At 57.6% G+C, this 19,467-nt stretch carries 16 protein-coding genes and 1 pseudogene; 13 read left to right on the forward strand and 4 right to left on the reverse strand.

Features of this window, described 5'->3' with window-relative positions:
• Positions 1–16: 16 nt before the first annotated feature.
• The 5 genes from IQ16_RS11015 (at position 17) to IQ16_RS11035 (ending at position 7,237) form a co-directional block, all read left to right on the forward strand.
• A complete protein-coding gene (locus tag IQ16_RS11015; protein ID WP_018641677.1) occupies positions 17–694 on the forward strand; it encodes a membrane protein in 678 nt (225 codons plus the stop codon).
• 308 nt (positions 695–1,002) lie between these two features.
• Positions 1,003–4,044 (forward strand): GAF domain-containing protein, encoded by a 3,042-nt coding sequence (locus tag IQ16_RS11020; protein ID WP_018641676.1) that lies wholly within the window; start codon positions 1,003–1,005, stop codon positions 4,042–4,044.
• Positions 4,041–4,430 carry a response regulator gene (locus IQ16_RS11025; protein ID WP_018641675.1) on the forward strand — a complete coding sequence of 130 codons (390 nt, stop codon included), beginning with the start codon at positions 4,041–4,043 and terminating at the stop codon, positions 4,428–4,430. Before IQ16_RS11020 ends, IQ16_RS11025 begins: the two co-directional genes overlap by 4 nt.
• A gap of 125 nt (positions 4,431–4,555) precedes the next feature.
• Positions 4,556–5,395 carry a universal stress protein gene (locus tag IQ16_RS11030; RefSeq protein ID WP_018641674.1) on the forward strand — a complete coding sequence of 280 codons (840 nt, stop codon included), beginning with the start codon at positions 4,556–4,558 and terminating at the stop codon, positions 5,393–5,395.
• 510 nt (positions 5,396–5,905) lie between these two features.
• Positions 5,906–7,237 (forward strand): tyrosine-type recombinase/integrase, encoded by a 1,332-nt coding sequence (locus IQ16_RS11035; RefSeq protein WP_014492323.1) that lies wholly within the window; start codon positions 5,906–5,908, stop codon positions 7,235–7,237.
• Here the strand turns inward: IQ16_RS11035 and IQ16_RS11040 are convergent.
• Positions 7,182–7,547 carry a hypothetical protein gene (locus IQ16_RS11040; RefSeq protein ID WP_014492324.1) on the reverse strand — a complete coding sequence of 122 codons (366 nt, stop codon included), beginning with the start codon at positions 7,545–7,547 and terminating at the stop codon, positions 7,182–7,184. The genes IQ16_RS11035 and IQ16_RS11040 overlap by 56 nt on opposite strands.
• A gap of 318 nt (positions 7,548–7,865) precedes the next feature.
• Here IQ16_RS11040 and IQ16_RS46500 point away from each other — a divergent pair, with 318 nt between their 5' ends.
• The 6 genes from IQ16_RS46500 to IQ16_RS11065 all read left to right on the forward strand — a co-directional run bounded on the left by IQ16_RS46500 (position 7,866) and on the right by IQ16_RS11065 (position 12,380).
• Complete coding sequence (locus IQ16_RS46500) at positions 7,866–8,237, forward strand: hypothetical protein (protein ID WP_074077759.1); 372 nt, start codon at positions 7,866–7,868, stop codon at positions 8,235–8,237.
• Positions 8,200–8,925 carry a site-specific integrase gene (locus IQ16_RS46505; protein ID WP_011089949.1) on the forward strand — a complete coding sequence of 242 codons (726 nt, stop codon included), beginning with the start codon at positions 8,200–8,202 and terminating at the stop codon, positions 8,923–8,925. The genes IQ16_RS46500 and IQ16_RS46505 overlap by 38 nt, the downstream gene beginning before the upstream one ends.
• Before the next feature lie 30 nt (positions 8,926–8,955).
• The gene (locus tag IQ16_RS46510; RefSeq protein WP_018641673.1) at positions 8,956–9,102 is read left to right on the forward strand and encodes a hypothetical protein; all 147 of its coding nucleotides are present in this window, start codon (positions 8,956–8,958) and stop codon (positions 9,100–9,102) included.
• Positions 9,103–9,372: 270 nt separating this feature from the next.
• The gene (locus IQ16_RS45570; protein ID WP_018641672.1) at positions 9,373–10,344 is read left to right on the forward strand and encodes an ABC-three component system protein; all 972 of its coding nucleotides are present in this window, start codon (positions 9,373–9,375) and stop codon (positions 10,342–10,344) included.
• A 25-nt stretch (positions 10,345–10,369) separates the two neighbouring features.
• Positions 10,370–10,570: an ABC-three component system middle component 8 gene (locus IQ16_RS11060; RefSeq protein ID WP_131234200.1), complete on the forward strand. Its 201-nt coding sequence runs from the start codon at positions 10,370–10,372 to the stop codon at positions 10,568–10,570.
• Position 10,571: 1 nt separating this feature from the next.
• Complete coding sequence (locus IQ16_RS11065) at positions 10,572–12,380, forward strand: DUF2326 domain-containing protein (protein ID WP_018641670.1); 1,809 nt, start codon at positions 10,572–10,574, stop codon at positions 12,378–12,380.
• Here IQ16_RS11065 and IQ16_RS11070 read toward each other — a convergent pair.
• Positions 12,377–13,570: a hypothetical protein gene (locus IQ16_RS11070; protein ID WP_028159538.1), complete on the reverse strand. Its 1,194-nt coding sequence runs from the start codon at positions 13,568–13,570 to the stop codon at positions 12,377–12,379. The two genes, IQ16_RS11065 and IQ16_RS11070, sit on opposite strands and share 4 nt — an antisense overlap.
• 13 nt (positions 13,571–13,583) lie before the next feature.
• On the reverse strand, positions 13,584–15,164 hold the full coding sequence (locus IQ16_RS11075; RefSeq protein ID WP_049826435.1) for an alpha/beta hydrolase: 1,581 nt from the start codon (positions 15,162–15,164) through the stop codon (positions 13,584–13,586).
• A gap of 564 nt (positions 15,165–15,728) precedes the next feature.
• Here IQ16_RS11075 and IQ16_RS11080 point away from each other — a divergent pair.
• Positions 15,729–16,241 carry a DUF488 domain-containing protein gene (locus tag IQ16_RS11080; RefSeq protein WP_018641667.1) on the forward strand — a complete coding sequence of 171 codons (513 nt, stop codon included), beginning with the start codon at positions 15,729–15,731 and terminating at the stop codon, positions 16,239–16,241.
• 16 nt (positions 16,242–16,257) lie between these two features.
• Positions 16,258–16,986, forward strand: coding sequence for a hypothetical protein (locus IQ16_RS11085; RefSeq protein WP_131234201.1), 729 nt, complete (start codon positions 16,258–16,260; stop codon positions 16,984–16,986).
• A 576-nt stretch (positions 16,987–17,562) separates the two neighbouring features.
• Here the strand turns inward: IQ16_RS11085 and IQ16_RS11090 are convergent.
• Positions 17,563–18,892: pseudogene (locus tag IQ16_RS11090) on the reverse strand (IS5 family transposase).
• Between the last annotated feature and the right edge of the window lie 575 nt (positions 18,893–19,467).

Below are 19,467 nucleotides of genomic sequence, written 5' to 3' on the forward strand. Positions count from 1 at the left end.
GAAGCCTGATAGTTGAATGAAACGGTTTCTGTCGGGAGCGTTGCCGTTCTACGCACTGGCGGGCCTCGCCATGTGCATGTACCTCGTCCTGTACAAGACAAACGTCTTCGACTTGAACGCCGTCGTCCAGGGCGCGGCCGGTTCAGCGTGGTTTCCGGTCTTCATGTTCGTCTGCGTGCTGCTGGAGTCGGTCTTCCCTTACTTTGGCTATTTTCCCGGGACCGCGCTCATCCTGATGTCGGTGGCGCTCAGTCCGAAGTCCGCGGACATGCCCGTTTTCATCATGGCGTGGCTGGCCATCATCGTGGGCGCCGTCTTGAGTTACGGACAGGCGCGTTTCTTCAGACCGCTCCTGCAGCGGGTCGCCTCAAAAGCGGCACTGAGCCGATGCGAGTCCCTCCTCGACACCTACGGTCCTTACGCGCGCGTTGCCTTGTTCGTTCACCCCAACGCTTGCGCGATGTACTTTACGGCACTCGGACTTCTCGGCGGCAACCTGACGCGGGAGCTCGCGCATCTGTGCGTGGGCGCAGCGGCCTCGGTGGGCATTCTGTTCGTCGTCGTGACCAGGCTTGTGTCGTCCGTCGGCCCCACCGATGACGGGCAATTGCAGGTGCTGCTGGCGGCGGCGCTGGTCGCCATCGGGACCCTCGTCGGTCTCTACGCAGCCTTAAGGCCGCAGCGGGCTGCTTGAAGCTTGCTCCGTCATCGCGCGCGGCTTGTCCGCCGCACGCGTCGATGATCTCCACAATCGGCATGGTTCAGGAGGAGGATTGGGGGGCGCGCAAGGGATCAAACCTTGAGCTCCCGAGATCCGGCGCGATCAAGACCACCGCCGGGAGGAAGCCGAGGTATTTCCGAGGATCGGGCCGACGCGTAGCTGATGGAAAATCAACTCAAGATACGTCTGGTCGGAAGGACCCGAGAGTGGAATAATTCCTGACGCTTTCCTTGATCAGATTTTAAGTCGGCCCGAACCGGCTGGCGACGTGGATTTTCATCATGGCCGCGCTTCCTCAGGACGTGGTGGCGGATTTGCAGCAAGAGAACGCGCGGCTCCTGGCCGAATTGCGCGCCGCACAAGATCGCGAGAGCGCCACCGCGGACATTCTCAAGATCATCGCCAGCTCGCCATCAGAGGTGAAGCCGGTATTCGATGCAATCGCGAAGCGGGCCAACGCCTTGCTCGGCGGCTTTTCGACGGCCGTATTCCGCTTCATCGACGGCACTGCCCACTTGAGTGCATTCACGCCGACGAATTCTGCCGCCGACGAGGCTCTGAAGAATATGTTTCCGAGGGCGATCACCGATTTTGAGGGTTTCGCAAGAACCCAGGCAGGTAACGTGGTACCGACCCCCGACACCGAAGCGCTGACGAACGAGATTAAATTCATCGCGCGCGCCCGCGGCTTTCGCAGCATGTTGTTCGTTCCGCTCACGACCGACGGCGCGGTGATCGGCATGATCAGCGTCACGCGGGTCGAGCCCGGTACCTTCGCCCCACATCATGTGCAACTTCTGCAGACCTTCGCCGATCAGGCCGTTATCGCCATCGAGAATGCGCGGCTGTTCGATGAGGTCCAGGCGAAGACGCGCGATCTCGCCGAATCGCTTCAGCAGCAAACTGCGACTGCCGATGTGCTGAAGGTGATCAGCCGCTCGACCTTCGACCTGCAAACCGTGCTCAACACGCTGGTCGATTCGGCGGCGCGGCTGTGCGAAGCGGAGATGGCATTCATCATGCGCCGCGAGGGCGATGAATATCTGGCCGGAGCAGCGGTAGGGTTCTCCGAGGACTACATCGAGTTTCTGCGGGGGCACCCGATTGCCCCCGGACAGGGCACGGTCACAGGTCGGGCCGTGCTCGAGCGCCGTCCGGTGCAAGTCCTCGATGTCGCGGCCGATCCCGAATACGGCCTGCGCGAGTCCATTACCATGGCTGGTCAGCGCACGGCGCTCGGCGTTCCCCTCCTGCGCGAGAACGAGCCCATCGGCGCGATCGTGATCGCCCGCAGGCGTGTGCAGCCTTTCACGGAAAAGCAGATCGAACTCGTCGCGACCTTTGCCGACCAGGCCGTGATCGCCATCGAGAATGTACGGCTCTTCGAACAATTGCAGACCAGGACGCGAGACCTGTCTGAGGCGCTGACGTACCAGACCGGCAGCGCCAATATCCTGCGGGTTATCGCGTCCTCGCCGACCGAGGTCGGTCCGGTGCTCAAGGCCATCGTGGAAAGCGCTTGCGGACTTTGCGAGGCATATGATGCGCTGGTCGTTCTGAGGGATGGCAACGAGATCGTTGTCCAGGCGCACCATGGACAAGTCCCCGTGGTGTGGAGCCGGCGATTGATCAATGTCAAATCGCCCAGTGGCCGGGCCATTATCGACCGCCGTACCGTTCATGTGCACGACCTGCTCGGGCCCGAAGGGGAGGAATTCCCGACAGGACGGGAATTTGCGCTTCGCTCCAACGTTCGTACCGTTCTGAGTGTGCCGCTTTTGCGCGAAGGCGAGAGCATGGGTGCGATCGTGCTGCGTCGCACGGAGGTGCGCCCATTCGGCGAGAAGCAGATCAACCTCTTGCAGACCTTTGCGGATCAGGCTGTCATCGCCATCGGCAACGTGCGTCTGTTCGAGCAACTGAACGAATCGTTGGAGCGACAGACGGCGACGTCGGAGGTGCTGGAAATCATAAGCGCTTCGTCGGGCGCCTTGACTCCGGTTTTCCATAAGATGCTGGAGAATGCGACGCGAATTTGCGGCGCCGGCTTCGGCACCATGAATCTCTACGAGGACGGCGGCTTTCGCACGGTCGCACTTCACAACGCGCCGCAGGCCTATGTCGATACCCGGCTATACCAGAGCATTCGCCCACATCCGGCGAGCGGGCTCGGCACCGTCGAGAAAACTCATCAGACGGTTCATATCGACGATATCAGGACTCAGCCGCCCTACGTCGAAGGCAACCTGAACGTTCGCGCGCTTGCCGACCTTGCCGGCGCAAGGACCCTCGTCATCGTGCCGATGCTCAAGGAAGACGAACTGATCGGCACCATCACGATCTTTCGCCAGGAAGTTAAACCCTTCACAGACAAGCAGATCGAGCTCGTGTCCAATTTCGCGCACCAGGGCGTGATCGCGATCGAGAATGCGCGCCTCCTGAATGAACTGCGCGAGCGCACCATGGAGTTGTCGCAATCGCTCGAGGAATTACGAAATGCGCAGGATCGGTTGATCCAGACCGAGAAGCTTGCCTCGCTCGGGCAACTTACCGCCGGCATTGCACATGAAATCAAGAACCCGCTCAATTTCATCAATAACTTCGCGGCGCTTTCCTCCGAACTGATCGACGAGCTCGGCGACGGGCTGCGCGCAGTCGCACTTGGCGAGGCAGCAAGGCGGGACATCGACGCGCTGATAGAAACGCTGCAAGGCAATTTGGAAAAGATCGTGCAGCACGGAAAGCGCGCCGATTCCATCGTCAAGAATATGCTTCTGCACTCTCGCGAGGGGTCCGGCGAACGCCGCTCGGCCGATATCAACGCCATCATCGAGGAAAGTCTCAATCTTGCTTATCACGGCGCGCGCGCTGAAAAAGCCGGTTTCAATATCACGCTTGAAAGGAGTCTCGATCCGTCTGCAGGGGCGCTCGAGCTGTATCCGCAGGAGATCACGCGGGTGTTCCTCAATCTCATTTCGAATGGATTCTACGCGGCGAGCAAACAAAAGGACGCCGTCGGCGACGGCTTCGAGCCGAGGCTGCGCGCGACGACCACAAGTCTCGGCGGTGCCGTCGAAATCCGGATTCGCGACAATGGCGCCGGCATCCCAGCCGACGTGAGAGAGAAGATATTCAACCCATTCTTCACAACCAAGCCCGCGGGCGAAGGAACCGGACTCGGCCTGTCAATCTGTCACGATATCGTTGTGAAGCAGCACGGCGGCCGCATCGAAGTCGATACCGCGCCTGGCGATTATACCGAGTTCATCATTACGCTGCCGCGTACGCTGGCGGCACCACTGCAGACCGGAGGCAGAACTTGAGCGTCTACATATTGGTCGTCGACGACGAGCCGGACGTCGAGGCGTTGTTCCGCCAGCAGTTTCGGCGTGATTTGCGCGCCGGCCGCTTTCTCATGGAGTTCGCATCGTCCGCACCCGCGGCCCTGGCGCGTGCGGTCGAGATAGAGGATGCCACCCTGATTCTGATCCTGTCCGACATCAACATGCCCGGAATGAGCGGGCTGGAGATGCTACCTATCGTGCGCTCGGCCCACCCCGATGTACCGGTCATCATGATCACGGCCTACGGTGACGCGGAGACCAAGCGTAAAGCGCTGGCGAGCGGCGCAGCCGATCTGTTGACCAAACCAATCGACTTCGCCGCGCTGCGCCAGGAGATCGATACGAGGCTCGAGCAGGCCGCATGACCGGAAGCCTTGCCGTGGTCGATGACAAACCGGAACGGCTCGCAAGGTGAAACCATGGTCGCCGCTATCCCAAGTGAGATTAGGCATCTTACGTCTATGTTCACCGAAAACACCGGGAGGTACGAATGAAGACGCTCTTGGTCCCGCTCCAGAATATTTCGATGATGCCGTCCACGCTCGATGTCGTCGTGGGCCTCGCGCAACGTTTCGGCGCCTACGTCGAAGCTTTTCCACTCCGGTTCGGCATCCCCCGATATCTAACCGCAGAATTGGCCACCGGCATTCCTGTAGATTCGTACCAGGAGAAGAGCGAAGCCGAATTGAACGACATGCGCACCTTTTTCGAGGCATTCATGCTGAGGCACGATATTCCTCGAGCAGCTGCGGGATCGAGCGGAGCATGCTGCGGCTGGTTGGAAAACGCGCCTGAGGGCGAAGACTTCGTCGGGAGTTATGGACGCGCTTTCGATCTGATCGTGATGGCACGGTCTGACGCTGATGCTGCGGGCCCCCACCGTCGCGCGATCGAATCCGCGTTGTTCGAGAGCGGCAGGCCGGTCCTGCTGGCGCCGTTGAACGCATCAAGAAGCATCGCGACGAACATCATGATCCACTGGAACGGTAGTACCGAGCAAGCTCGGGCAAATGCGTTTGCCATGCCGTTGCTTCGTTCGGCCGAAAGGGTATCGGTCCTAACCGTTATTGGCGGCCAAGCGGTACCGGGACCATCTGCCGATCGGATCGTCCAACAGCTGCGGTACAATGACATTGCAGCCCATGTGATAACGGTTGAACTGGAAAATCGCGACACTGGAGAGGCGGTCCTCGATGCCGCCAGGGCTCACGGCTGCGATCTCTTGATCAAGGGAGCCTTCACCCGCACTCGCCTGCGGCAAATGATCTTCGGTGGGGCGACCAGCTATATCATGGAACACGCGGATTTGCCTGTCCTGATGGCTCATTAGAGCCGCACGCCGGCCTGTCGCGGGATCATGCCATCATGCCCCTGTTTTGCCCGACGGAGCAAGCGGGATTCGGAAAAGGCGTAACGCATTGATCCGACTGACGTCGGCTACTGTGCATGGGGTTGTTTTCGACATTTTTGATTTGGACGGCGCCGAACACCTCCAGGCGTGATGATCGTCCGCAACCAGCATGGGGTCAGGGGAGTGGATGGTGGGCGCACAAGGGATCGAACCTTGGACCTCTCCCGTGTGAACCACAATCCGTAGACCCGAGCTAACCAAATCCGGCCATAGTTGAGGTGTAAAAACTCCTTAAATTAATGAGAGTTATGGCCTACTGCGGCTATAAGAGCCCATACCTGACCTTACTACATTTTGTATGCCCCCGTTGTGCCCGCCGCGGATATTCCCTTGGGGCACACAAACGGGGGAGGTCTGAGACCCGGTTCTGTTCGAGGCTCACCGCCCTTCTTGCGGGGCACACTGGGGCACAGAGAGAGGGAAGGAATCATGACGGAGCCGGCCAACCAGCTGACACTCACCGATGCGGTGATCCGCAACGCAACGCTGCCGCCGGGTAAGGCGCAGCATTATCTCCACGACGACAAGCTGCCCGGCCTCGCCTTGCGCATGCGCGCCACCGGCGGCCGGACCTGGGTCTACCTCTTCACCAAGCCGGGGGTGAGGGGGACCCAGCGCAAGACCCTCGGCGCGTGGCCCAAATATAATGAGAAGGCCGCCCGCAAGGCCGCCACCATCGCCGCAGGCGAAGTCGTCAAGGGCTTGGACCCGAACGACGCGAAGCGCGAGGCGAGGCGGCAACAGGCAGCCGAGAAGCAGCGCACCACGCTCGCGACCCTCATTGTTGAAGATGGTCCTTACCAGACGTCTATGACCGAACGTCAAGTCGTCAACTGGAAGCCAGCAATGTCGGCGCTGCGGCGCGGGCTCAAGGATCACGCCGAGAGCGGCGTGGGGGACCTGACGCGACGGCAGATCATGGCTGCGGTCGATAAGATTGCCAAGACCGGCAAGCGTGGTGCAGCCAAGGACTTGCGCAAGCACGTGCATACTTTGCTCGAATGGTGCGTCGGTGAGGGCTATGTCGAGCACAACGTGCTCGCCGGCTATCGCGCGCCCAAGGAAACCCGCGCGCAAAGGGTCGGACGCCGAACGAAGGGCCGCGCGCTGACCGATGAGGAAATCATCAAAGTCTGGGATGCATCCGGCAAGCTCGGGGCTTTTGGTCTCCTGGCTCGCATGTGCCTGCTCGGTGGCCCGCGCCGCAGCGAGCCTACCATGATCGAGTGGCGAAAGCACATCATGGATGACCGTATCACCTTCGATGCGGCGTGGACCAAGATGGGCCTGCACCACGACGTGCCGCGCACCCACCTCGCAAACGAGGTGCTCGCGGCCGCCAAACACTTCCAGCGCGCAACGTCCGACTATGTCTTCCCGTCACCAAAGACCGGCGGCCAGATGTCCGGGTTCACCAAGATGGTCAACCGCCTGGTCAAGGAAGCGGGTGTTGCCAAGTTTACCATGCATGACCTAAGGCGCAGCTTACGAACCGTCATGTCTCGCTGCGGCTACGACAACGAAATCCAGCGGCTGTGTGTCGGGCAAAGGCCAAGCGGAATCGATCAGGTCTACAATCACGACGAACAGTGGATCATCCGCAAAATGGCGTTCGAAGCGGCTCACGACTACATTGCGGAGTTGGTCGGCGCGAAACGGGTCGGCAAAATCGTGCGCCTGCAGCGGACGAATCCGCTTGACCCGATCAAGGCCGAGCTCCTCGGCCGTCTCCGTGAGCATTATGCGGCTGAGGCATCTTAGTGGTCTTATCGCACTTGGCCAGATAGTCGCGTACCGCATCGACACGATAGAGGGGGCGGCCATCGACGTAGCGCCATTTCAGCGGGTGGCTCGGATTGCGCCGCCACTGCTCCAACGCGCCGGGCGTACGCCGGATGACCGCGGCCGCCTCAAATGCCGTCAAATTAGAGCTGCCCGGCAGCGTATCGATATCGAACGTCGCGGGCGGCGGCATGCCACGGTTCTTGCGACGGCGATTCGCCCGCGGTATTTTGCTGGAACCTGCCGACCCAAATGCCTCGATCCCAATCTTTTCGTCTTTGCCGCGCATGCCTCCGCCCCGAACCATGATCGGTCTGGGCAATAAGATCGTAGGCTGCTCCGGCAAGAAAGAAACCAAGTGCGCAGGTATGGTTGCTGGGTAGCTGTGGCGTACAAATAGGACGAACCGGTTCCAGCCCGGCAGACCTTCGGCCTCATAACCTGAAGGTCATAGGTTCAAATCTATCCCCGCAACCAAATTTCTGATGTAATACAACGGGTTGGGCGAAAGCCTAACCCTTTAATTTTTCGTAAATGGCCTAGCACGCGCCTAGCACAAAATTCGACTTTTTGGTTGCCTGCGCTAAAATGCACGTGGAGGTGCATGATGGCCAGGCACGAGCTTCTAGGTGGTCTGATTCAGGTATACCGGCGAAACGGCCGGTATTGGCACTGTTCGGCCTCCATCGACGGCCGCCAACACCGCAGCACGACCGGAGAGGAAGATCTCTCCCTCGCCAAGCAGTTTGCGGAGGACTCGTTTATCGGTCTTCGTGGGAAGGCGCGGGCGGGGCTGTTGGTGAATGAGAAGACCTTTCGCCAAGCCGCTGACCAATTCCTGAAAGAGTATGAGGTGATCACCGAGGGCCAGCGCAGCGAGCGCTGGGTCCAGGGTTACGAGATCAGGCTTCGCCTGCACCTGTTGCCGTTCTTCAGGCAAGGTGCAGGAATATCGCCTGCACCGGATCGCAACGTCTAAGACCGGCAAGGCGCCCGCGCGCAGCACTATCCACGACGAGGTCGTGACGTTGCGGCAGGTGTTGAAGACTGCCATTCGCCATGAATGGCTCGCGCACCTGCCGGACTTCTCTCCTCCTTATAAGACTTCGGGGAAGGTGGTGCATCGGCCGTGGTTCAGCCCCGAGGAATACAAGCAGCTCTACGAAACCACGCGGGCGCACGCGAAGGCCAGCCAGATCCACCACCGTTGGAGTGCCGAGCAATTGCATGATTACGTCCTGTTCTTGGCCAACACCGGCTTGCGGCCGGATGAGGCCAAGAACCTCCAGCATCGCGACGTGACCATTGTTGAGGACGAACGTAGCGGCGAGCGCATCCTGGAAATCGAGGTGCGCGGCAAGCGGGGCGTCGGCTACTGCAAGAGCATGCCGAGCGCGGTGCGACCCTATGAGCGGCTGCTAGGCCGCGCGAAATACGTGAAGCAGGGCAGAGCGCGGGTGCGGGCGAAGCTGCCGCCCTCTAACGAGCCGCCGCAGTTGCCCAAGCCGACCGACCACGTGTTTCCGGGCAATCACATCAAGATGTTCAATGCCCTGCTTGATAGGAGCGAGTTGAAGCTGGATCGGGATGGCAATCGGCGGACCGCATACAGCCTGCGGCATACCTACATCTGCATGCGCCTGATGGAAGGGGCGGACAGCTACTAGATAGCGAAGAACTGCCGAACCTCAGTGGAGATGATCGAGAAGTTCTATGCGGCGCACATCAAGAACAGGCTCGATGCTTCCGCCATCAATGTGCGTCAGGCCAAGCCCGCTCCTCGCAGGCAGTTGAGTGAGGTCTACCAAGCGCCGGTTGATCCTGAGGCGCAGGATTTTGTCTGAACCTAAATCAACATAAAGAAGCGCCGAAACCGCTGGTGGAGGCTCTAAATTCTTACTGGGCCGAAGGGCCCGATCTTTCTTACGAACCCGTTTAGCGGTTCGCCTTTGGCGCGCAGGCGCTCTCCCCTTGATCTTGAAGGCGATATTACGTCAGTATTGCAACCACTGCGTTATCCACATTGATTCCCTACTGGTACGCGTGGGCAGCACTGGAGCCCAAATTCGCGTCACGTTGCTGGTCACTCAATTCTATTTGGAACAAGGTTATATATGCGCCGCGATTACCGCCTTTACGAACTTAGCGAGAGCGAATTTGAAGAGCTTGTCGTCAAGATCTGCGTGAAGTGGCTCGGGGAAGGCGTCACACCGTTCGCGCCAGGCCGCGACGGAGGTCGTGACGGAAAATTCAATGGCAAGGCTGAGTGCTTTCCCAGTACCACGCAGCCTTTGGAGGGGGATGTCGTACTCCAGGCGAAGCACGTCGCCGTATTCGACAAGTCGTGCTCGGATAAGGACTTTGAGCGGCTCCTGAAAAAGGAGCATGCCAAAATCAAACGGCTGGGGAAGAAAGGATTGTGTGACCACTACATGGTCTTCACCAACCGCCGCTATACCGGCGGCGCCGACGAGAAGCTGATAGCTGGTCTTATGGCGCTTGGCGTGAAGAGTGCTCATATCATCGGGATCGAACGCTTGAATACTGCGCTGGATGATATGCAGCAACTCCGAGAGTGGCTGCCGAACAGGAAGGACACAATCCCATTCCGGTTTGAGCCTGACGACCTCATTGAGGTTATCGGTGCCGTTCACGACTATGCTGATGGCTCGGTGATGAGCGCCTTCAACAGCGCGCGCGACTTTGAGAAGCTCAAGCTGCGAGAAGAGAAAAACAAGATCAACGGACTTTCAGATGACTACTATAACCAGGTCATCGTGAATAACTCATTCCCGCACTTTTCGCGGATAGACCATTTCTTGAGCAATCCACGGAATACGGAGATTGCCGCTCTCTATCACGATAGCGCTGACGAGCTGAAGCAAAAGATTTTGGCCGCGCGCCCGCAGTTTGAAACCTTTGATAGCGTCTTTGCTTTTCTAATTGAGGAGATTCAAAAGAAACGTGTCGCTTTGAAGGGCAAGCGGCGTATGATCAGCGTGATGCTTCACTACATGTATGCCAACTGCGACATCGGATCGAAAAAACTTCCAACAACACCGATGACCGACAATGCTCACGCCTAGAAAACACCTCAACTTGGATGTCTCCGTGCTGCGAATCGCGGCCATCATGCTCCGTGAGCTTAAGAAGCGCGGCGTGATGGAGTTCGAGCGTCTGCGGGGCATTGTCATCAGGCGCGTCGGCGGGGATGGAGAAATCACATTTTTGCCTGCACTAAGCTTCCTATACCTGATGGGCAAGATTGAATATCACGCAAAAAACGACGTCATAGAGTACAGGGCGAACTGACATGCAGATCAGTCGCATTTACTCCAATAAGGATGACCTCTTTCATCCGATAGATTTCAATTTCGGCAAGCATGCTGATCGTCTCAATGTCATTTTTGGCGATGTTAAGAAGCCTAAGGACAAGAAGCGCGACTCCCACAACCTCGGCAAGACCACCCTTCTTCATCTTATCGAATTTCTAATGCTCAAGGGCACCGCTCCGGAGCAGTTTCTGGTCAAGCATCAAGACCGCTTTGCTGGCTATCAGTTTTTTATCGAGGTAGCCCTAAACTCAGGTGAGTTTGCTACCATTCGACGGGGTGCGGACAACCCCAACAAAGTTGCTCTGACAAAGCACGCCGAGAGCGGCAGGCGGTTGGTTGACCTGCCTGACGACCAATGGGATCACGCCGAGCTGAGTCGCGAGGAGGCCGTCAAGCTGCTGGACGGCTGGCTCGACTTGAAGGTCCTAAAGCCATACGACTACCGAATGGCCATCACGTATTTCTTGAGGGCCCAAGGTGATTTCAGCGATGAGCTTCAGTTACAGAAGTTCCAAATGGGTAAGGACGCACACTGGAAGCCGTTCGTTGCTCACCTCTTCGGCTTTAGTGAATCGCCGGTGCAGCGCAAGTACGAGCTTGACGACTCCATCGGCGCGCTGAAGCAGCGCCAGGCTGAACAGGCGGCAGAAGTCCAGTACCGGGAAGAGGACCTTCCAAAGCTCCAGGCGCAAATCTCTGTCTTGCGGCAGCAGGTGGAAGAACTTGAGGCTCAGCTTGACGCCTTTGAGTTCGACGCTGAAGAGCGCCGTATCATGAAAAACCTCGTCGATGAGGTTGAGGGTGAAATCTCAGATATCAACGAGCGCCTCTACAACATCAACTACGATGTTAGGCAGATTGATGTGGCGATGGAGCATAAGGACCGGTTCGATCTGGACGAGGTCGCAACCATATTCTCCGAATCCAATATTTTGTTCGCCGGTCAGGTGAAGAAGCAATACGAAGACCTGGTGGACTTCAATAAGAAGGTCACTCGCGAACGAAACGCCGCCTTGAGAACCCGCAGGACAACGCTCGACAAGGAGCGGGTGGAGCTAGAGTCTCGCAAGACCAGCTTGGATCAACGGCGCGAGCAGCAACTTCGAGTTCTGCGCAGCACAGACACGTTTGATAAGTTCAAAACCTTGCAGCGCGAACTCTCCGAGCAGAAAGCGCAACTTGTCTATCTCGATGAGCAACGCAAGAAGCTTGAAGTGGTGGCGGCCACCGCGCTGCAGGTGCGTGAGAGCGAGCGGGAGCGGGGCAGAGTAGTCGATGAAATCAAGGCGATGGTTGCTAGGCCGACGCCGATCTATGAAAACTTCAGCCGCGTCTTCAACGCTTACTGTCAGCGAGTGCTTAGTCACGAGGGCATTTTCTACTTCCATGTAAACTCAAACGGTAATTTCGATTACACCATCGGTCTCGGGACCCCAGGGCAAACCGGGAAGACGTCCAGCCAGGGAGAGGGGACCAGCTACAAAAAGCTGGTTTGCGCACTTTTCGACTTGGCGCTGCTAAAGGTTTATGAGGACGTTGGTTTCTTCCACTTCGTGTACCATGACGGTATCTTTGAAGCTCTTGATGATCGAAAAAAACTCGCACTGTTGGAGGTCGTACGCGAGCAAACTAGTACGATGAAGATCCAGTATATAATGACGCTGATCGCTTCGGACCTCCCGCGTATTGATGAGAAATCCCCACCGACGTTCGCAGAGGACGAGGTCGTGCTCCGCTTACACGACGATGGGGCCGATGGGCGCTTGTTCAAGATGGCCGAGTTCTAGTAATCTCCCGCTATAGAGCTAAGCTCCGTGTCCGGTGGATATTGGTACCAGTAGGGTATGGGAGCTGATCGACCATCCCCCATCTCTTGTTCAAGACTTTCTTTAGTTAGCGGAACAAGTCTTTCACTCACATGGAGATCATAGTTTCCGCTCCATATGGTGCATGGAATGGCGCCCCTTATATCTCCCGCGTCGAAGACAAACTGCGAAGCCATTTCTCCTTCTCCGATATAAACCATGCGCATCAACATTGGAGCCCGGAATTCAATCCTGGCCTGCTGAAGCTCAGGACTCTCCTCTGGTAACAAGGAGGCTTCCAGCTTCGTCAGGGGATCTCTGTCATCAGCGCGAAGCGGCCTGTCATCTTGAAGGCCGAAGTCTGGTGTTGACGGCTTCTCTGGCTCCTTGACCCCGACAGTCAGATCGTCGATCGGTCTGCCTTTCTTGAACACAAGATAATTTCTGCAGGCTTGAAGAAAGCCGGATCGCCGCGGCCAGGGAACGCGAATCTTTTCGAGATCGACGTTCCATTTGATTGCGTCCGCAACGGTATCGATTGATAGGAACTCATGGGGCTCTTTCAGGAGGATCTCAACGGCAAGGTGAGGCGGAAGCCGAGGACCAAGAACACGCAGCATTTCTCGAACTGCTTTTCTGCCTTCGGCAAACGTTCCCGGTCGCCGCCGTTGGGGATGCGGAGAATGAAAAAAGACAAATCCTCCAGGCTGCAGAATTCGGTGGTTGGTCACGTCCGAATATGGAACGCGGCTCTCGCCTGCCAGGAAGATAAACGCGCATGCGGACACACAGGAGCTTCCCTTCTTGACCACCGTCGCTATCCCATCCTCTCTAACAGCCGCGGCGATCTTTAAGGCCGCAGAGAGTTCGCCTCCGTTCTTGCTGTCCAATTCGAGCCGAATCTGCAAATAGCTGGGACCTGATATCTCGTAAATAAGATCCGGATTGTCTTTCTCGAACAGGGCTTTTTTTGCCGCTGCCAGTTTTTTCAGGAAGATGTCTCCATCTTCCGTCTCGATAAAGCCGGTCAAAGAGATGGTGATCGCGCCCACTGCGTCGGGCGCTCGATCCGGAAATGTGACGTCTATTGTCGCGGCTCTGACCACCGCGGACGTGATCAGCAGACTACCAACAACGAAGCCACGAAGCAGATTCCACGAGAATATGCGCATGGCCGCTTTCCCACTACGGAGCGAACTCCCAGTATTTGGGCGGCGGCGGGTTGGCCGGTACCGGTATGATCTGCCGAAGCCGCTTGTTTGGTGGCCGTACACCATCGAGCAGCAATCCCATGTCATCGATCAATGACCTGTTGGTGGCGAACGTGTCATGGTTCAGTCCAAACAACTCGTCGCCCATTCTGGTGACGTCGATTGAATCAATTCCCGGCAACGTTAGCGGCTTACCATACACATATCCCGCTCGCGGCACGTTTCTTGCCGCCTTCATAGATGCCAGAAGTGTCTTGTCTGAAGCCGATGCATACAACGTCACACCAGTGAGCAGCCCCTGAACGCCTGGAACGAACCGCATAAACTGGTCCTTATCGACGTCCGGCGCGGCCAGAATCCATTCACCGAACTTCTTACTGTCCTGAGAGGACGCTTGGCCTCGAAGCGCATTCAGCACAAGATAGTTGCCCATACTGTGGGCCACAATATTTACCCGCCTTATCCCAAGCTCATCACGAAGCAATCGGAGAAGCTCTAGAAAGCTATCGCTGTCAGTCAGGGCGCTATCTCGATCGTAGAGATAAGACCGCGCCAAATCGAGCGGGTTTCTCGCGTTACCCCAAGAAGGCCACGAGTACAAAACAGGCAAGCCCTTGTACTGGAGATCCCAGAAGACCTGAGCGGCTCTATATACGGCATCGTCAAAAGTGTTGTTGAAGCCGTGTACAAACACGAGCGCTTCGGTAGTGCGCGCCGCCTTAGCCGTATCAGACCACGTAGGCTTTCCGATAACGCCTTGCCTAGAAATTACAAAGTGCTTTCCAGGATCGAGTTTCTCTTCATAAGTTCCGATGAGTGCCTCGCGGATTTTCGGGACCCGTACGTTCCCCATCTTGTGGTCGTCCGGAATCCTAACACGAAGACCGCCGAATGTGATGGTTGTGCCTCGCTTTTCGCTAAACGACTTCTGCTCACGTGCTCTCGTCGTCGCAAACAAAAAGTCGATCGTGCGCGGATCAGGATCTGGGCCTGTCGCTAACGCGGCACCTGCACTAACCATTGGCTCTTCCCGCAGATTACTCCCAAATGCGAGATTTGGTCGGTTACTTTCGAAGATTCGAAAGTCGATTCGGAAAGCGAAGGCGTCTATCAGGCCGACCTCCGTATTGTAGCCGATGAGATAATAGCTCCGTTGGCCTCCAGCGGCGACAACTGCGCCCGGATCACCGCGCAGCAGGTCATGAGTCAGCTCTACTTCAAAAAAGTACCTTGGTTTCACGTACCCGCTGGCAATGACTGAGGCTTTTCGGGGCAAGGACAAGTCTTGGACTTGTTCGGAAAGCTTGTCGCCATTCACCGACAGATGCTCGAATATCTTTGACTCAAGAACCGGCCTGAAAGCAGTTAAGTCATTGGATCCAAAGGCCAAGAAGATATCCGTTGCAACCTGCACAGGATCTGCTGCACCCAAGTCGGGACTTTGACTTCCTTGGGTCGCAAGGGCCAGAGGCGCGGGCGCCTGCGGCCATGCCGGTGAACACACGAGGTAAAAAAAACTCAATACGGCTAAAACCGGAATACGGCACTTGATCATGATGGCCTCGAAGCGATTTTTGAGAGACCCGGAATTCCCGGACGATCAATGCGAGTGAGGCCAATTTTGCTCTATGGGAGACCGGTTGTATATCTCTCTATAAACAATCTTTTTCCTGGCTATATCTCTCCCAAGCGTTTTCTGCGATTGCGAGATGTTCCTTGCGGACGGCACTCGGCCCCGCATCCCGCCTTCGGCGCCGCTATACTGTTGCTCCTCTCCAGCAGCTCGAGGGTGAGCACGTCCGCCCCGGTACTCCCCACGTCATTGTAGCCACCTGCCCCATACCAGGGAGCGAACAGCCACCGACCGCGGAAACCGTCCAGGGTTGGTTGAGGGACGGCCTCGCGCATGTCGCATTTAGAGGGCACGCGGTGCTCTACGATGGCGGGAGGCGCCACCCTCTCACTGTCGAAGAATGGCAGGAGCAGCACTGCCGAGCCGCCGAAGGGCCGTCCCTGCATTGATGTCGACCAGCATGGCATCTATGGGCATGCGGCAATCATCCTCACGGGTTGTCAACCTTTGGCGAACATGGTGGAAGCACTGTAGGAGAGCACGCACATGACGACACTTTTCACCGTTGGATACGAAGGTTGCAAGCCATCCGACCTGTTCGCGAGCCTTCAGAAAAATGGCGTCAAGCTGCTGATCGACGTCCGAGACGTGCCGATTTCGCGCAAACCGGGCTTCTCGAAAACTGCCCTTGCGCAGGGATTGGATAAAGCCGGTATCCAATATCTGCACCTTAAGGGGCTTGGCGATCCGAAGCCCGGGCGGACGGCCGCCCGGGAGGGCCGGTTTTCTGATTTCCGCCGAATATTCGCGGCACACATGATGACTACTGCGGCGCAGCAAGCTTTAACTGATGCTCTCTCGGCCGCCTCGAAATCCGTTGCATGTTTGCTTTGCTTTGAACAGGATCACACCAATTGCCACCGCTGCATCGTCGCTGATTCGATGGTGAGGCGCGGTAAGTTTAAGCTTGTTCATTTGAGCGCAGCACCGTTAGCCGGTCACAAAGTGCCGAGGGGCCGAATTTCCTCCGATGACAGGACACCCGCCCACATGGGGTAGCACCGAGGCAATAGTGATGGTGAAGGCGGCGCCGCAGGTCGGCCGACGTCATGGTGAAACGGTCTGCTGTGCTGGGATCGATCTATACGGCAATTGGCTCAGATTGTATCCGGTGTCCTTTCGAACGCTCGAGCAGTCGAAAAAATTTGGCCGCTGGGATCGAATAAGGTTCAACTGGCGACTGCCTAACGATGATAGGCGGGTCGAGAGCCGCCGAGTGGATCAGCAGTCAATCGAGATTGTCGGCAAGCTGAAGAAATCGGAGCGAGCGGCGTTTCTTGCAAAGGCCGTCGTGACAAGCTTGGCGCGGGAACGCGAGGCCGGCAGAAGCTTTGCGCTTCTCAGGCCCGAGATCATTGCATTCAAGATCGAAAAAAAGGATGCAGCAGAAGTCAAAGTGGAAAAAGAGCTATTCGATTCAATCCGCGCGCAAGATGACCTTTTCGCGAAGCAAGTGACCAACAACTACAATCCCTGTCCGTATAATTTCAAATATCGCTACCGAACTGACGACGGTATTCGCGAAGGTACGTGTCAGGATTGGGAAATCGAGGCCACGTATCATAATTGGTCGCGCGACTATGGTGATCAGCGAGCGCTTTCCGACATGGAGCGAGTGTTCGGGAAAGAGTATCCGGAGAAAGGAATGCTCTTGGCGATGGGTACCCACTCACTCCATCAAGACACATGGCTCATCAACGGAGTGGTGCGCCAAGACGATATTGACCAAGGTTCAATGTTTTAACTCACTCTTGGATTCGACATCGGCCTGACCTCATGGTTGTATGGCCAATGGCACCTTCGGCACACGCACGCCACGCTACTGAGGGGGCAACCCTTCTAGCGTTTATTGCATTCCGCGTAGTAGCCACCGTTGTCTTGGATCCACAGCATGCCTCCATTCGAACCGGTAGCCTTGTTGGCCACATACTGATCGCGACAAGTCAGCATTCGAGCTTGTCCGGGTTCCTCCGACGAGTAGCTGGGCGAAACGTCCTTTGGGAAGACGACCGGTGAGCGGAACGTTTGTGGGCTGACCGGGGGTGCGGCCGGCGGCTTGCTCTCGACAGGGGTTACCGGTTGACCCCATGCCGAAAAGGCGGATGCAAAGACGTCCGCGCCTGACGGTCCCTTCTCGATCGCTAAAATGGCACGGCGCTGCGTCTTGTATTGGAGCGGCATGTCGAACCAAGAGCGGTCGTTCAGCAGCTGTAGTTCCGGGAGCGGTCGGCATCGACGTTTGACAGTCCGACGAGGAAAAAGCCGTCGGTGACTTTGACAGCTAATCCGTCGTTCGTGAAGAACGTCCCTGAGCACCGTTTTACGCAAGGTGTGGTTGCGATAGGTGGCGACAGAGTATCCATAACAGGCCGCATAAAAGTTCGGTGAGCCAGCGGCGGAGCAGGCTGAAGTTGTAGCCGGCGGCGGCGAGCACGGCGTTGGTGCGGTCGCCGTCGCGACCCTTGAGATGGTTACGGCGCATTCGGTGGTCGTCCTTGAGATGGCCGATCACAGGCTCGACGGCGGCGCGACGCCGCATCTCGCGGCGGATGGCTTTGGTGACACGGCGAACCTGGCCGCTGATCCAGACCTTGAATCGGTCAGGATAGTTGTGGCCGCGGTAGCCCTTGTCGCCGTGGATGCGGCGCGCTGCAACACCAGTGAGCTTTTCGAGGTCGGCGATGACGGGACCGAGCGTGTGGCCGTCATAGGGATTGCCGTGCAGGGCCTTGGCATGCAGTACGAACTGCCCGCCTTTGGGCGCGGTGGCAGGCGTGGCAATCGAGACTTTGCAGCCAAATTCGTAAGGTGCCCGGGCCTTGCCTTTGCCGATGCACTCCACCTCGGGGGCGTGCAACGAGTAGACCTTGGGACCGCGCTGACGCTGCTCTTGATGGCGAACCCGGTGGGCGAGATCGAGCAGCGGACCAAAGCGATCCTCAAGCGCAGGGTCGCCCTCGATCTTGCGTCTGATGTCACGGATGATGCGGCCAAGCCGGGTGCGCAGGAATTTGAGCTCTCGCCGGGCACGCTTGAACTGGTGGGCATGCGTGTAGCGTCCCACCATGATGGCGGCGCGCCTGGCCACGCGCAGATAGCTTTGGCGCAGTTCGACGCTCTCGCGTTTGGCCAAACCGACCAGCTTCTCGATCGCCCGGTGCATGAGCCGCGCATCGCTCGGATGCGCGATCGACTTCTCCTGTACGGTGGTATCCACAACGAGCCGCTCGAGATCTTTGGTCTCGATTGCCCCAGTTCGATGCGCCACCGAGAGGCTTTCTTGCAACAGCGCGGCGATCTGCTCCTCACCCAGCCGCTGGCGCCAGCGGGTCAGCGACGAGCGATCGAATGGCAAGTCGTGCCGGAACACCACCTCGCCGCAGAAATACTGAAAATACGGGTTCTCGACCCCCGCACAGCGCCTCGTCAGAGAGATTGTGCATGTGCTTGAGGATGAATAGTCCGGCTACCAATCGTGTCGGCAACGGTGGCTGCCCCGGACCGAGGCGACAGACCGAACTGAAGCGTCCCGCCAGGAAGTCCCAATCGATCTCCGCCGCCAGACGCACCAACGGATGGCGAAGGTTGATGATCTTCTCCAGAGATGGACGAAACAGATCGTCCTGACGATCGTCGCGCGGATGGCTCATGGGTTCTCCCCAACAGCGAATCTCGCCGTCAAAGGAATCACGAAGCCGCCCAATCCGGAATCCAAAAACGCAAGAAAACCAGGACCTACCCACGGCTTTCTTGCAAAATCGAATACTTGCTCGCGTCAAATCACTGCGACAGATCAATCGCTTCCGAATTCTTCACGGGCGACTAATCCGGCCAGCGGGGTCGCAGTCAGCGTCTTTAAGAACCCAAGAAGCCATAGGAACGTTGACTTGTCGAATCCGAAAGGGCGGCCGAGATGTTGATAATCGCCAGCCACCTCCTGCGGATCGTGAGCAGCCGGCGAGGTCAGTCGGATTTCTAGTGATGCCCTCTCCCCGGCAATGCCTGAGAAGCCTACGCGCGGAATTGGCGTCAGAGCTAGTTTCGCTCAAATAGGCCAGAAAATGAAACATCTACCAAAAGGTTAACGCGCCCCGGCGCCGGCCCCCCGACTTGAGGCGGCCGCGAATCAGTCTTTGCGTTGCCGTGCCGCAGCTCCAATTGAACGTCTTGACAAAGCACGACTTTAGATTCCGTGACCGCCGAGTCGCGATATGATATGGTCTTC

The sequence above is a fragment of the Bradyrhizobium huanghuaihaiense genome (genome assembly GCF_007830635.1).
In the GTDB taxonomy this organism is placed as follows: Bacteria; Pseudomonadota; Alphaproteobacteria; order Rhizobiales; family Xanthobacteraceae; genus Bradyrhizobium; species Bradyrhizobium huanghuaihaiense.

Coding starts and splice junctions, on each gene's coding strand:
- IQ16_RS11015 (WP_018641677.1), top strand. CDS start 17: ATGAAACGGTTTCTGTCGGGAGCGTTGCCGTTCTACGCACTGGCGGGC.
- IQ16_RS11020 (WP_018641676.1), top strand. CDS start 1,003: ATGGCCGCGCTTCCTCAGGACGTGGTGGCGGATTTGCAGCAAGAGAAC.
- IQ16_RS11030 (WP_018641674.1), top strand. CDS start 4,556: ATGAAGACGCTCTTGGTCCCGCTCCAGAATATTTCGATGATGCCGTCC.
- IQ16_RS11035 (WP_014492323.1), top strand. CDS start 5,906: ATGACGGAGCCGGCCAACCAGCTGACACTCACCGATGCGGTGATCCGC.
- IQ16_RS11040 (WP_014492324.1), bottom strand. CDS start 7,547: ATGCGCGGCAAAGACGAAAAGATTGGGATCGAGGCATTTGGGTCGGCA.
- IQ16_RS46500 (WP_074077759.1), top strand. CDS start 7,866: ATGGCCAGGCACGAGCTTCTAGGTGGTCTGATTCAGGTATACCGGCGA.
- IQ16_RS46510 (WP_018641673.1), top strand. CDS start 8,956: ATGATCGAGAAGTTCTATGCGGCGCACATCAAGAACAGGCTCGATGCT.
- IQ16_RS45570 (WP_018641672.1), top strand. CDS start 9,373: ATGCGCCGCGATTACCGCCTTTACGAACTTAGCGAGAGCGAATTTGAA.
- IQ16_RS11065 (WP_018641670.1), top strand. CDS start 10,572: ATGCAGATCAGTCGCATTTACTCCAATAAGGATGACCTCTTTCATCCG.
- IQ16_RS11070 (WP_028159538.1), bottom strand. CDS start 13,570: ATGCGCATATTCTCGTGGAATCTGCTTCGTGGCTTCGTTGTTGGTAGT.
- IQ16_RS11075 (WP_049826435.1), bottom strand. CDS start 15,164: ATGATCAAGTGCCGTATTCCGGTTTTAGCCGTATTGAGTTTTTTTTAC.
- IQ16_RS11080 (WP_018641667.1), top strand. CDS start 15,729: ATGACGACACTTTTCACCGTTGGATACGAAGGTTGCAAGCCATCCGAC.
- IQ16_RS11085 (WP_131234201.1), top strand. CDS start 16,258: ATGGTGAAGGCGGCGCCGCAGGTCGGCCGACGTCATGGTGAAACGGTC.